This window comes from Microbacterium sp. IEGM 1404 (assembly GCF_030056775.1).
Lineage (GTDB): Bacteria > Actinomycetota > Actinomycetes > Actinomycetales > Microbacteriaceae > Microbacterium.
In genome coordinates this window covers 889,035-901,870 of record NZ_JASHKP010000001.1, presented here as the reverse complement: position 1 = coordinate 901,870, position 12,836 = coordinate 889,035, and the positions used below count along the sequence as shown (strand labels likewise).

General features: G+C 70.4%; 10 protein-coding genes. 3 read left to right on the top strand and 7 right to left on the bottom strand.

Going from position 1 to position 12,836, the window contains the following annotated elements; genetic code table 11:
• Window positions 1-158: 158 nt before the first annotated feature.
• The 5 genes from dxs to dut all read right to left on the bottom strand — a co-directional run bounded on the left by dxs (window position 159) and on the right by dut (window position 7,114).
• Entirely contained in the window at window positions 159-2,108 is a 1,950-nt protein-coding gene (dxs, locus tag QM517_RS04535) for a 1-deoxy-D-xylulose-5-phosphate synthase (protein WP_283285499.1), read from the bottom strand.
• A 229-nt stretch (window positions 2,109-2,337) separates the two neighbouring features.
• A complete protein-coding gene (locus QM517_RS04530; RefSeq protein ID WP_077051454.1) occupies window positions 2,338-5,172 on the bottom strand; it encodes an aconitate hydratase in 2,835 nt (944 codons plus the stop codon).
• 135 nt (window positions 5,173-5,307) lie between these two features.
• A complete protein-coding gene (locus QM517_RS04525; RefSeq protein ID WP_283285497.1) occupies window positions 5,308-6,057 on the bottom strand; it encodes a DUF3159 domain-containing protein in 750 nt (249 codons plus the stop codon).
• Window positions 6,054-6,662: a DUF3710 domain-containing protein gene (locus QM517_RS04520; protein WP_283285495.1), complete on the bottom strand. Its 609-nt coding sequence runs from the start codon at window positions 6,660-6,662 to the stop codon at window positions 6,054-6,056. The genes QM517_RS04525 and QM517_RS04520 overlap by 4 nt, the downstream gene beginning before the upstream one ends.
• On the bottom strand, window positions 6,659-7,114 hold the full coding sequence (gene dut, locus QM517_RS04515; RefSeq protein WP_278101646.1) for a dUTP diphosphatase: 456 nt from the start codon (window positions 7,112-7,114) through the stop codon (window positions 6,659-6,661). The genes QM517_RS04520 and dut overlap by 4 nt, the downstream gene beginning before the upstream one ends.
• 12 nt (window positions 7,115-7,126) lie before the next feature.
• Here dut and QM517_RS04510 point away from each other — a divergent pair, with 12 nt between their 5' ends.
• Window positions 7,127-7,618: a DUF3093 domain-containing protein gene (locus QM517_RS04510; RefSeq protein WP_283285491.1), complete on the top strand. Its 492-nt coding sequence runs from the start codon at window positions 7,127-7,129 to the stop codon at window positions 7,616-7,618.
• Here the strand turns inward: QM517_RS04510 and QM517_RS04505 are convergent.
• Window positions 7,593-7,886, bottom strand: coding sequence for a DUF4193 domain-containing protein (locus QM517_RS04505; RefSeq protein ID WP_076490444.1), 294 nt, complete (start codon window positions 7,884-7,886; stop codon window positions 7,593-7,595). The two genes, QM517_RS04510 and QM517_RS04505, sit on opposite strands and share 26 nt — an antisense overlap.
• 211 nt (window positions 7,887-8,097) lie before the next feature.
• Between QM517_RS04505 and sepH the strand changes: the two genes are divergently transcribed.
• Window positions 8,098-9,141: a septation protein SepH gene (sepH, locus tag QM517_RS04500; protein ID WP_077051460.1), complete on the top strand. Its 1,044-nt coding sequence runs from the start codon at window positions 8,098-8,100 to the stop codon at window positions 9,139-9,141.
• Between the two features lie 10 nt (window positions 9,142-9,151).
• Here the strand turns inward: sepH and QM517_RS04495 are convergent, their stop codons facing one another.
• On the bottom strand, window positions 9,152-10,279 hold the full coding sequence (locus QM517_RS04495; RefSeq protein ID WP_283285489.1) for an alkaline phosphatase family protein: 1,128 nt from the start codon (window positions 10,277-10,279) through the stop codon (window positions 9,152-9,154).
• 70 nt (window positions 10,280-10,349) lie between these two features.
• On the opposite strand from QM517_RS04495, the gene QM517_RS04490 reads away from it, so the two are divergent.
• On the top strand, window positions 10,350-12,809 hold the full coding sequence (locus QM517_RS04490) for a DNA gyrase/topoisomerase IV subunit A (RefSeq protein ID WP_283285488.1): 2,460 nt from the start codon (window positions 10,350-10,352) through the stop codon (window positions 12,807-12,809).
• Window positions 12,810-12,836 lie beyond the last annotated feature (27 nt).

Genomic DNA, 12,836 nt, shown 5'->3' with positions numbered 1-12,836 from the left:
CTTATTCGGCCGCGCGGATCGCCGGGGTCGGTCGGGTGCCCCAGCGCCAGTTCACGTGATCTGGCCGACACGACACGTCCTTACGCGTCGCAGCGCGTACGTTCGCCCACTTCACGTGAAATGGGCGCGGAACCCGAGGACGACGCGGGGTCAGCGCGTCACGGGCGGGACTTCTCCCACTCCTCCAGCGTCGGGATCGCGCCGGTGGGCGTCTGCCGCGCCATGGGGATCCGCGTGCCGAGCACCTGGGCGACCACGTCGTGGGCGATCTTGGATGCGGTGAGCCCGGCATCCTCGAGGATCTGCTCGCGCGTGGCGTGGTCGATGAATTCGTCCGGGATGCCGAGCTCGTCGACCGCCGTGTCGACACCGGCCTCGCGCAGCACCTGGCGCACGCGGGTGCCGACGCCGCCGACCCGGATGCCGTCCTCGATCGTGATCACGAGCCGGTGCTCGCGCGCCAGGTCGACGATCGAGGGCTGCACGGGGATCGCCCAGCGCGGGTCGACGACGGTGGCGCCGATGCCCTGCGCCCGCAGCCGCTCGGCGACCTCCATCGCGAGGTGGACCATCGGGCCGATGCCGACGAGCAGCACGTCGTCGGACGTGCCTCGCGCGAGGACGTCGACGCCGTCGGGCAGGCGCTCGATCGCGTCGAGGTCGGCGGGCACACCACCCTTCGGGTAGCGCACCACGGTCGGCGCGTCGCCGACGGCGACCGCCTCGCGGAACTCCTCGCGCAGGCGGGTCGCGTCGCGCGGAGCGGCGATCCGGATGCCGGGGACGAGCTGCAGCATGGCGAGGTCCCAGATGCCGTGGTGGCTCGGGCCGTCGGGGCCGGTGACGCCGGCACGGTCAAGGACGAAGGTGACGCCGGCCTTGTGCAGGGCGACATCCATCATCACCTGGTCGAACGCGCGGTTCATGAAGGTCGCGTAGATCGCCACGACGGGGTGCAGGCCTCCGAAGGCGAGGCCGGCGGCGGAGGCGACGGCGTGCTGCTCGGCGATGCCGACGTCGTACACGCGCTCGGGGAAGCGCTGCGCGAAGGACTGCAGACCCGTGGGGCGCAGCATCGCCGCGGTCATCGCGATCACGTCGTCGCGCTCGGCGCCGACGGCGGTGAGCTCCTCGGCGAACACGTCGGTCCACTGCGGGCCCCCGCCCGAGCCGAGCGCCTCGCCGGTGATCGGGTCGATCTTGCCGACCGCGTGGAACTGATCCGCCTCGTCACTGAGCGCGGGCGCGTAGCCGCTGCCCTTGTCGGTGATCGCGTGCACGATGACCGGGGCGCCGTACGACTTCGCCAGCTCGAGCGTCTCGATGAGCGACTCGAAGTCGTGCCCGTCGATGGGGCCGAGGTACTTGATGTCGAGGTTGCTGTACAGCGCCTCGTTGTTCGTGAAGCGCGAGAGGAAGCCGTGCGTGCCGCCGCGCACGCCGCGGTAGACCGCGCGCGCCGCGGGTCCGAGACGGCGGAACAGCGTGTCGGACCCGCGGTGCAGAGTGCGGTACGCCTCGTTCGTGCGCACCCGGTTGAGATAGCGGGCCATGCCGCCGATCGTCGGCGCGTACGAGCGGCCGTTGTCGTTGACGACGATGACGAGGTTGCGGTCGTTGTCGTCGCTGATGTTGTTCAGCGCCTCCCACGTCATGCCGCCCGTGAGCGCGCCGTCGCCCACGACGGCGATGACGTGGCGGTCCTTGCGCCCCGTGCGGGAGAACGCGCGCGACACGCCGTCCGCCCAGCTCAGCGAGCTCGACGCGTGCGAGGACTCGACGATGTCGTGCTCGCTCTCGGAACGCTGCGGGTAGCCGGCCAGGCCGCCGCGCGAACGCAGCTGGGCGAAGTCCTGGCGGCCGGTGAGGATCTTGTGCACGTACGACTGGTGCCCGGTGTCGAAGATGATCGGGTCGGCCGGGGAGTCGAAGACGCGGTGGAGGGCGATCGTCAGCTCGACGACACCCAGGTTGGGGCCGAGGTGACCGCCGGTGCGGGCGACGTTCTCGACAAGGAACGAACGGATCTCGGCGGCGAGCTGCCGCAGCTGATCGGGGGTCAGACCGTCGAGGTCACGGGGGCCGTGGATGCCGGGTAGGAGAGCCATGTGACTCCTCTCGTGCGGTGCGCACAGAAACCTGCGCGTCTGTCGATTCTATTCTCGGGGGGTGCGAGAGGCTCGGCAACGGCTTGCGCGGGCCGCCCCGACCTGAGCGCGAGTCGCCAGGATCTGTCGCCTTGCCGACGGCGGTGGCGACACATCGTGGCGACTCACGCGGCGGGAACACGACAGCGCCCCGGGGGCAGGAGCTCCCGGGGCGCTGTCGAGGCGGGGATCAGACCAGCGAACGCAGCACGTACTGCAGGATGCCGCCGTTGCGGTAGTAGTCGGCCTCACCGGGGGTGTCGATGCGGACCACGGCGTCGAACGTCACGGTCTGCTTGCCCTCGGGCGAGAACTCGCTCGGCTCGGCGGTGACCTTGACCGTCTTGGGCGTGACGCCCTCGTTGAGCTGCTCGAGGCCCTCGATCGAGACGATCTCGGTGCCGTCGAGGCCCAGCGACTTCCAGCTCTCGCCCGCGGGGAACTGCAGCGGGACGACGCCCATGCCGATGAGGTTCGAGCGGTGGATGCGCTCGAAGCTCTCGGTGATGACGGCCTTCACACCGAGCAGGTTCGTGCCCTTGGCCGCCCAGTCGCGCGACGAGCCGGAGCCGTACTCCTTGCCGCCGAAGATCACCAGCGGGGTGCCCTGCGCCTGGTAATTCTGGCTCGCGTCGAAGATGAACGACTGCGGACCGCCGGGCTGTGTGAAGTCACGGGTGTATCCGCCCTCGACGACCTTGCCGTCGTTGACGGCCGCGGTGAGCTCGTTCTTCAGGCGGATGTTCGCGAACGTGCCGCGGATCATGACCTCGTGGTTGCCGCGGCGCGAGCCGTAGGAGTTGAAGTCCTTCTGCGCGACGCCGTGCTCGGTCAGGTATTGCGCGGCGGGCGTGCCCGCCTTGATGTTGCCGGCCGGGCTGATGTGGTCGGTCGTGACCGAGTCGCCGAGGGCCGCCATGACGCGCGCGCCGCTGATGTCGGTGACCGGCGACGGCTCCATCGACATGCCGTCGAAGTAGGGCGCCTTCCGGACGTAGGTCGAGTCGGCATCCCATTCGAAGATCGGACCGGTCGGGGTGGGCAGGTTCTTCCAGCGCTCGTCGCCCTCGAAGACGGTGGCGTACTGCTGGATGAACTGCTCGCGCGAGATCGACGCGTCGATGATCGTCTGCACCTGGTCGGGCGCCGGCCAGATGTCCTTGAGGAAGACGTCCTCGCCGTTCTGGTCCTTGCCGAGGGGGTCGGTCTCGAAGTCGAAGTTCATCGAGCCGGCCAGGGCGTAGGCGACCACCAGCGGCGGGGATGCCAGGTAGTTCATCTTCACGTCGGGGCTGATGCGACCCTCGAAGTTGCGGTTGCCGGAGAGGACGGCCGTGACGGCGAGGTCGTTCTCGTTGATCGCCTCGGAGACCTCCTCGATGAGGGGGCCGGAGTTTCCGATGCAGATCGTGCAGCCGTAGCCGACGGTGTAGAAGTCCAGGCCCTCGAGCGCCTTGTCGAGACCCGACTTCTCGTAGTAGTCGGTGACGACCTTCGAGCCGGGGCCGAGCGTCGTCTTGACCCACGGCTTGCGCTTCAGACCCTTGTCCACGGCGTTCTTGGCGAGAAGGCCCGCCGCGATCATGACCGAGGGGTTCGAGGTGTTCGTGCAGGACGTGATGGCGGCGAGCGTGACCGCGCCGTTGTCGAGCAGGTAGGACTGCCCCTCGGGCGTGGTGACCTTCACGGGCTTCGACGCGTTGGCGGGGTGCCCGGAGGAGATGAGCACCTCACCGGTGTGGGTGTGCTCGTCGCCCGGCACGGGGCCCGGGTCGGAGGCCGGGAACGACTGGTCGCTCTCGAGGTCGACGATCGAGTCCGAGGTGGACGCGGCGGCGTAGTTGAGGATGTCCTTCTCGAACTGCGACTTCGCCTCGGACAGCAGGATGCGGTCCTGGGGACGCTTCGGGCCGGCGATCGAGGGGACGACGGTGGAGAGGTCGAGCTCCATGTACTCGCTGAAGACGAGCTCGCGCGCCGGGTCGTGCCAGAGCTTCTGCTCCTTGGCGTAGGACTCGACGAGCGCGACGGTCTGCTCGTCGCGACCGGTGAGGCGCAGGTAGTCGAGCGTGACGTCGTCGATGGGGAACATCGCCGCGGTCGAGCCGAACTCGGGGCTCATGTTGCCGATGGTGGCGCGGTTGGCGAGCGGCACGGATGCCACGCCCTCGCCGTAGAACTCCACGAACTTGCCCACGACGCCGTGCTTGCGCAGCATGTCGGTGATCGTGAGGACGACGTCGGTCGCGGTGACGCCGGCGGGGATCTCGCCGCTGAGCTTGAAGCCCACCACGCGCGGGATGAGCATCGACACGGGCTGACCGAGCATCGCGGCCTCGGCCTCGATGCCGCCGACGCCCCAACCGAGGACGCCCAGGCCGTTGACCATCGTGGTGTGCGAGTCGGTGCCGACGCAGGTGTCGGGGTAGGCGCGGAGGACGCCGTCGACGGAGCGGTCGTAGACGACCTTGGCCAGGTGCTCGATGTTCACCTGGTGGACGATGCCGGTGCCCGGGGGGACGACCTTGAAGTCGTCGAAGGCGGTCTGGCCCCAGCGGAGGAACTGGTAGCGCTCACCGTTGCGCTCGTACTCGATCTCGACGTTGCGCTCGAGGGCGTTCTCGCTGCCGAAGAGGTCGGCGATGACCGAGTGGTCGATGACCATCTCGGCCGGCGAGAGGGGGTTGATGCGGTTGGGGTCGCCGCCGAGGGCCGTGACGGCCTCGCGCATCGTCGCGAGGTCGACGATGCAGGGGACGCCGGTGAAGTCCTGCATCACGACGCGCGCGGGCGTGAACTGGATCTCGGTGTCGGGCTCGGCATCCGGGTTCCAGGACCCGAGGGCGCGGATCTGCTCGGCGGTGACGTTCGCCCCGTCCTCGGTGCGGAGCAGGTTCTCCAGCAGCACCTTCAGGCTGAACGGGAGCTTCTCGAACCCGGCGACGGTGTCGATGCGGAAGATCTCGTAGTCGGTGCTGCCGACCGTCAGGGTGCTCTTGGCACCGAAGCTGTCAACCGTGGACACGATCGTCTCCTTCGTCGGCGTATGCGCAGGCGTCGGCCCGCCCTCTCCCATCTTCCCTGCGCGGTGCAGAGGATGCCAGGAAGGCCGACCTAACCGCGAGGGAGGGAGATTTATCTTGATATCAAGATAAATGTATCAGGACTCGCGCCGGGGGGAGAGAGCGCGCACGGCGAGCCACGTCACGGCCACCATGGGAGCGAACAGCGGCAGACCCATGATGATCTTCAGCGTCCCGAGAGCGGTGACGTCGCCCGCGAAGTACAGCGGGAGCTGCACCGCCAGGCGAGCGAAGAACAGCGCCGCCCACCCGAGGGACAGCCAGGTGAACACGCGGCGGCGACGCTTGTCGGCGCGCCACGACGTGCCCTCGCCCAGCAGGTACCCGGCGATGAGACCGATCAACGGCCAGCCCACGAGCACCGAGACGAGGAACGCGGCGCCGTACGCGCCGTTGGTGAAGAAGCCGAAGACGAAGTTGTCCTGCCCGCGGCCGGTGAACAGCGTCAGCAGCGCCGCGGCGGCCGTCGCGACCAATCCCCCGATCGCCGCGCTCGGAGGCGACTTCGCCAACAGGCGGGCGATGGTGAAGACGAGCGCCAGCCCCACGGACACCCCGAGGCTCAGGGGAAGGTTCCCCTGGCGCGTCTCGGGATCGATCGTGACGGTGAACAGCACCACGAACGCCAGCGACGGCAGGACGGACTCCAGGATGCCGCGCCACCCGCCCATCGCCGCCCAGACGGCCGCACCGGTCGAGGAATGCTTCGAAGGATCGAGCCCCGCGCGGCGCGCCGCGCTGCCGAGCGCCGCGGAGACGCTGTCGGCCGCCGAGGGCGGTTCGAGGGGCACGCGGTCGCCGTCGTCGGAGCGCGCGGACTCGGTCATGCCGTGCCGGGGGTGGTCGGCATCCGGAGCGGGATCAGATCGCGCGGGGGCATGGGCGAGGTCCCGCGCACGACGACGATGGACCGGAAAAGGTCTTCGACGGCGCCGGCCGCCTCGACGTCCGACGTCGCCGCTCCGCCGATGACACCACGCAGGAACCAGCGCGGTCCGTCGACGCCGACGAAGCGCGCCAGACGCTTCGTGGAACCGTCGGGTCCGGCCACCACGGGAACCTCGGCGAGCAGCTCGGGGCCGAGGGGGCCCTCGCGCTCCTCGACGCGGCCGCCCTGCTGCTTGACCTGCTGGCGGATCTGCTCGCGCGTCTCCTCCCACAGGCCGCTCGAACGAGGCGCCGCGAACGGCTGCACCTGCAGCGTCGACTCGGCGTAGTCGAGCCCGACGGCGACGATGCGCTTGGTCTGCTCCTCGACCTCGAGTCGGAGGTTCAGGCCCTCGCGCGGCAGGATCTTGATGCCGCCGAGATCGATGTACGGGCGCACCGCATTGGCCTCGGACTCGTCGAAGGGACCGACGGTCTCGCGGTCCACCGGTCCGCTCTTGGCGGGCGGTGCGGCTTCGATCTGCTGGTCGGAGTCGTCGGTCATCGGGTGCTCCCTGAAGGGGTCTGGTAGCCGCTGGATCCGAAGCCGCCTTCTCCGCGCACGCTGGCGGGGAGGTCGTCGACGGGGATGAAGCGCACGGGTGGGACGGGCATGACGATGAGCTGTGCGATGCGGTCGCCGACCGCGATCTCGTAGGCCTCGTCGAGGTCGGTGTTGAGCAGCGCCACCTTGATCTCGCCGCGGTAGCCCGCGTCGACGGTGCCCGGGGAGTTCACGATCGTGATGCCGTGCTTGGCGGCGAGGCCGCTGCGGGGAACGACGAAGGCGGCGTATCCGTCCGGCAGGGCGATGCGCACGCCCGTGGAGACGAGGGCGCGGCGACCGGGCTCGAGCCGGACGGCCTCGGCGGCGACGAGGTCGGCTCCGGCGTCGCCGGGGTGGGCGAAGACCGGAGGCTCGGATGCGACAATGAGGACGTCCACCGTTTCGGTCACCCCACGAGGGTAATGCAGAAGAGGGGGTGCGGCATCCGCACCGGAATCGAGTACCGCGAACGCCTGAGTCCGTCCCTGTGGGCGCTCGTCGCCGCGGCGGTCTGCGGCCCCATGGCGGCCCTGGTCTTCTCCCCAATCGACACCACGGTCGCCCTCGTCGTGGGCCTGCTCGTGTCGGTCGGGATCGTGTCCGCGCTCGTCGCGCTCTCCCCTGTGGTCGAGGTGCGGGACGGCGAACTGCGGGCCGGCCGCGCGCACATCCCGGTGGAATACCTGGGGGTACCGGCCGGTGTCGTGGCGGACGAGGCTCGAACGGCCCGCGGGAGTGGTCTCGACCGGCGGGCCTGGCATCTCATCCGGGGAGGGATCGACGGGATCGTCACGGTACCCGTGACCGATCCCGATGATCCGACTCCCCTGTGGGTGGTGTCCACCCGGACGCCGGACCGCCTCGTGGCGGCGATCCAGCGCGCTCAGGTCAGGCTGCGCACTCCAGGCAGATGAAGCCGGAGCCGCTCTCCTCGGCGATCTGGGAACGGTGCTTCACCAGGAAGCAGTTCATACACGTGAACTCGTCCTCCTGAGGGGGAAGCACGACGACATCGAGGTCGATGTCCGACAGGTCGGCCCCGGGCAGCTCGAAGCCCGAGGGGTTGTCGGCATCCTCGTTGTCGATCGACCCCGACGTCTTGTCGGGCACGCGCTCCTTGAGGGCCTCGATCGACTCGCTGTCGTCCTCGGTCTTGCGCGGTGCGTCGTAATCGGTGGCCATGCGTGAAGGTCTCTACTTCCGGTTTTTCGTGGTGCATCGCCCGAACGGGCGGCCATAGTTTGCATGACCCGAACACGATTAGCAAATGCGGTTCTCGGGACATGCGGGCCCTGCGACGCGTCAAACTCGCGGCGCGCCCGCGTTATTCCCGGCTCCGGCCCCGGGGGCGTGTCAGCATGGGGCTCGACTGCAGATCGGAGGGGTGTTTCGCATGGAACAGCTCAAAGTCATCGGAACCGAGGATGACGTCCTCGTCGTCGCGACCGAAGCGGGCGAACGTTTCGCCCTGCCGCTCGACGAGGTGCTGCGCGCAGAAGCGCGCCGCGCGCGCCGTGGGCGCGAGCACGACGACGAGCGCGCGCCCCGCCCGAGCCCGCGCGACATCCAGGCCCACATCCGAGCCGGGCTGTCGGCGCGAGAGGTCGCCACGCTCCTGGGCGCCCGCGTCGAGGACGTGGAGCGCTTCGAAGGTCCCGTCCTCGCCGAGCGCGAGCACGTGGTCGCGCAGGCCCTCGCCGTCCCCGTCCTCCTCGGCGGCGCGCTGGAACACGACGGTCCGGTCACCTTCGGGACGGCCGTCCGCGCGAAGCTCGCCGAAGCGGGAGCGTCGGCGGAGCGCTGGACGAGCTGGAAGGACTCCTCGGGCTGGATGGTGAAGCTCGAGTTCACCGCGAACGGGATCGATCACGACGCCCGCTGGGGCTTCGATCCGCGGCGCAGCACGCTCTCCCCTCAGAACTCGGATGCCATCCAGCTCTCGCGCCAGGGATCGCTGCCCGAGGGACTCATCCCGCGGCTGCGGGCCCTGGACACCCCGCTCCCCAAGGACGACACGCGCTTCGACAGCGGCGCCTTCGGTCCGCGACGTCTCGACATCGAGGACGAACCGGGCATCGAAGCCACCGGTCCCGTCGCGGCCGCGGTGCAGGCGGCGGCGATCAAGCGGGCACCTGACGCTCCGGTCACGTCCTCCGAGACCGCCGATCTGCTCGAGGCCCTCCGCCGCCGTCGCGGTCAGCGCGAGCCGCTCCCCGGCGTCGTCGAGGCACGCGAGCCCGAGCAGCGCGCGCCCAGTGCGCCGGTCGCCCTCTTCGACGCCCTCGAGCCGGAGTACCGCGCCGAGGAGCCCGAGGCCGAACCCGAACGCACCGCCGCTCCCCCGGCATCCACCGACTCCGGACGACGCGCGAAGGGCCGACCGTCGATGCCGTCGTGGGACGAGATCGTGTTCGGAGCCCGCACGGACGAGAGCTGACGCCCGTTCGTCAGGCGAATGCGCCGAGCCGCAGGAGCGGTACGGTGCGCTCCTCGTCGGTCAGCGAACCGTGTTGGCCGACCATGCGCTGAGGGCGCTTGTCGCTCTCTCGATCGTCGTAGTACGCGAATCGCCCGCGGGCGGCGACGAGCACGTCCCCGATGCGCTCGCGCACCTCCGGAGCCACCGGACCGAACAGCCCGGCGGCGATCGCCTCCTCCCGCGTCATCACCCAGGCCCGCGCCTGTTCGCGTTCCCGCCATCGCCCGGCCACGGCATCCTGTTCGCCCGGCGCGGTGTACAGGTGCAGCATGCGGGGCTCGCCGCCGACGATCTCGACGCCGTCGACGAGCGCGTCGCCGTGGCCGAGCAGCACGTGCTTGCGGGCGGGGACGTCGACCATCCCGTGATCCGCGGTGACCAGCACGCCGGTCGCGGGGTCGATCGCGCCGGCGAGGTCGCGCGCAGCGGCGTCGACGCGTTCGAGGGCGTCGATCCAGCGATCGGACTCCCAGCCGTCGCGATGACCGGCGCTGTCGAGGTCGGGCGTGTAGAGGTAGACGAGGGCTCCCGGATGCCGCGAAGCGAGGTCGGCGGCGATGGCGGCGCGCTCGCGCACGTCGGCGGCCGAGACGAACTCGGCGCCCCGGAGCGTCGCCGCCGTGAACCCCGTGCCGGTGTAGTCGGGACGCGAGACGACGAACACGGGGCGACCGCGTTCGGCCTCGCTCTCGAACAGCGGTCGGCTGCGCTGCCACGTGCGCGGGTCGAGACCGTCGGTCTCCCAGCCGTGCAGCTGATTGGCGGCCACGGCGGTACCGGGGATTCGCGTGCGGTAGCCGACGATCCCGTGCGCGCCGGGCTCGGACCCCGTCAACAGGCTCGTCAGCGCGGCTGCGGTCGTGGAGGGGAACACCGTGCGGGCGATGTCGCGTCGCGAACCGGCGGAGCCGAGGAACCGCGCGTGACCGCGACGCTCGGCGAGATTGTGCGAGCCGAGCCCGTCGACGACGAACACCACGGCGCTCCGGGCCGGAGCGAACCATTCCGATCGCCCGTCGAGGGCGGCGATCGCCTCGCTCACCACTCCGGTGAGGCTCCGGGCACGCGGCGGGGCCGCCGGTAGGCTGAGGGACATCGGGGCCAGTCTTCCACACGACTTTCCGCCCCCGTCGCGATCGACGCCCGCCCGACCCGAGGCCGCACCTATGCCCGATTCCCGTTCCACTGCCGCTTCCCCCGCCCCCGAGCGCATCGAAGACGTCGATGTCTCGGTCGAGATGCAGGGGTCGTTCCTCGAGTACGCCTACTCGGTCATCTACTCGCGCGCGCTGCCCGACGCCCGCGACGGCCTCAAGCCCGTCCAGCGGCGCATCCTGTACCAGATGGCCGAGATGGGCCTCCGGCCCGACCGTGGGCACGTCAAGAGCGCGCGCGTCGTCGGCGAGGTGATGGGAAAGCTCCATCCGCACGGCGACACGGCGATCTACGACGCGCTCGTGCGTCTCGCCCAGCATTTCTCGCTGCGGGTGCCCCTCGTCGACGGCCACGGCAACTTCGGCTCCCTCGACGACGGGCCCGCCGCGTCGCGCTACACCGAGGCGCGTCTCGCCCCGCCCGCGCTCGCGCTCACCGAGAACCTCGACGAGGACGTCGTCGACTTCGTCCCCAACTACGACGGCCAGTTCCAGCAGCCCGACGTCCTGCCCGCGGCGTTCCCGAACCTGCTGGTCAACGGTGCGACCGGCATCGCGGTCGGCATGGCGACGAACATGGCGCCCCACAACCTCATCGAGGTCGTGGCCGCCGCCGTCCACCTCCTCCAGAACCCGGATGCCACGGTCGAGGAGCTCATGGAGTTCGTCCCGGGTCCCGACCTCCCCTCGGGCGGCATCATCGTGGGATTGGACGGCATCAAGGACGCCTACACCCACGGCCGCGGGCTCTTCCGCACCCGGGCGAAGGCGGCGATCGAGTCGCTCGGCCCCCGCCGCACCGGCATCGTGATCACCGAGCTTCCGTATCTCGTCGGCCCCGAGAGGGTGATCGAGAAGATCAAGGATGCCGTTCAGGCGAAGAAGCTCGCGGGCATCGCCGACGTCACCGACCTCAGCGACCGCCAGAACGGCCTGCGGCTCGTCATCGGCATCAAGACCGGCTTCGACCCGCAGGCGGTGCTGGAGCACCTCTACCGGCTGACTCCGCTCGAGGACTCGTTCGGCATCAACAACGTCGCGCTCGTCGACGGCCAGCCTCAGACGCTGGGGCTGCGCGACATGCTGCGGGTGTACCTCGACCACCGCATCCGCGTCGTCACGCGTCGGAGCGAGTACCGACTGGCGCGCAAGCGCGAGCGCCTCCACCTGGTCGAGGGACTGCTCATCGCGATCCTCGACATCGACGAGGTCATCCAGGTCATCCGCTCCTCGGACGACGGCGAGCAGGCCCGCACACGCCTGCAGGAGGTCTTCGACCTGTCGCACCCGCAGGCCGAGTACATCCTCGAGCTGCGCCTGCGGCGCCTCACGAGGTTCTCGCGCATCGAGCTCGAGGCCGAGCGCGACCAGTTGCAGGCCGAGATCGACCAGCTCGTCGAGCTCCTCGCCAGTGATGTCCTGCTCCGCGGTCAGGTGGCCGCCGAACTCGAGGCCGCCGCCGAGGCCTACGGAACCCCGCGCCGCACGATGCTGCTCAACGGTGGTCCGGTGCAGCCCCGGTCCGCGAAGGCCGCCGCGGCCGCCGACCTGCAGATCGCCGACTCCCCGTGCCGGGTGTTCCTCTCCGCCACGGGCCGGATGGTGCGTGCCGAGCTCACGGCCGACGCTCCTGGCGGCGGTGTCGTGCCGCCCACGCGGCGCGCGAAGCACGACGCGATCCGTTCCTCGGTCGACACCACGACCCGAGGCGACATCGGCGCCGTCACTTCGGCCGGCCGACTCGTCCGCTTCTCCCCCGTCGACCTGCCGTCGGTGCCCGGCAACGCCGTGCAGCTGGCCGCCGGAACGCGCGTCGAGCAGTACCTCGCCCTGGCCAAGGGCGAACAGGTCGTCGCGCTGGTGCCGTTGGCCGATGGCCCGCCCATCGCTCTCGGTACGGCCCAGGGCATCGTGAAGCGCGTGGCGGCGAGCGAGCTCGGCACGAAGCCCGAGATCGAGATCATCGTCCTCCGCGACGGCGATCGGGTCGTCGGAGCAGCACCGGCCTCGGATGCCGCCGAGCTGGTGTTCATCGCCGACGACGCGCAACTGCTGCGATTCGACGCCTCGTCCGTGCGACCGCAGGGACGCTCGGCCGGCGGCATGGCCGGCATCCGGTTGTCCGACGGTGCCCGGGTGATCGCGTTCGCCGTCGTGGGCGGATCGTCGTTCGATGCCGTCGTCGTCACCGTCGCCGGATCCTCCGCCGCGCTGGCGGGCACGGACGCCGGCAGCGCCAAGGTCTCGGCCTTCACTGAGTTCCCGGCGAAGGGCCGCGCGACGGGTGGTGTGCGCGCGCAGCGCCTGCTCCGCGGCGAGGACGCCCTGACGCTGGCGTGGGTCGGGTCCGACCCGCGCGCCGTCGGCACCGACGGTTCCGTGCGGACGCTGCCCGAGGCGGGCGCGAAGCGCGACGCCTCGGGTCAGCCGCTCGACGCGGTCGTCGGCGCGATCGGCACCTCGATCCGCTGAGACGGGCCTCGCGGCGGGTCGGCGCCG

What these genes read in the sequence shown, in the direction of transcription:
- dxs (WP_283285499.1), bottom strand. Translation starts at nt 2,108, where the DNA reads ATGGCTCTCCTACCCGGCATCCACGGCCCCCGTGACCTCGACGGTCTG.
- QM517_RS04525 (WP_283285497.1), bottom strand. Translation starts at nt 6,057, where the DNA reads ATGACCGAGTCCGCGCGCTCCGACGACGGCGACCGCGTGCCCCTCGAA.
- QM517_RS04520 (WP_283285495.1), bottom strand. Translation starts at nt 6,662, where the DNA reads ATGACCGACGACTCCGACCAGCAGATCGAAGCCGCACCGCCCGCCAAG.
- QM517_RS04510 (WP_283285491.1), top strand. Translation starts at nt 7,127, where the DNA reads ATGCAGAAGAGGGGGTGCGGCATCCGCACCGGAATCGAGTACCGCGAA.
- QM517_RS04505 (WP_076490444.1), bottom strand. Translation starts at nt 7,886, where the DNA reads ATGGCCACCGATTACGACGCACCGCGCAAGACCGAGGACGACAGCGAG.
- sepH (WP_077051460.1), top strand. Translation starts at nt 8,098, where the DNA reads ATGGAACAGCTCAAAGTCATCGGAACCGAGGATGACGTCCTCGTCGTC.
- QM517_RS04495 (WP_283285489.1), bottom strand. Translation starts at nt 10,279, where the DNA reads ATGTCCCTCAGCCTACCGGCGGCCCCGCCGCGTGCCCGGAGCCTCACC.
- QM517_RS04490 (WP_283285488.1), top strand. Translation starts at nt 10,350, where the DNA reads ATGCCCGATTCCCGTTCCACTGCCGCTTCCCCCGCCCCCGAGCGCATC.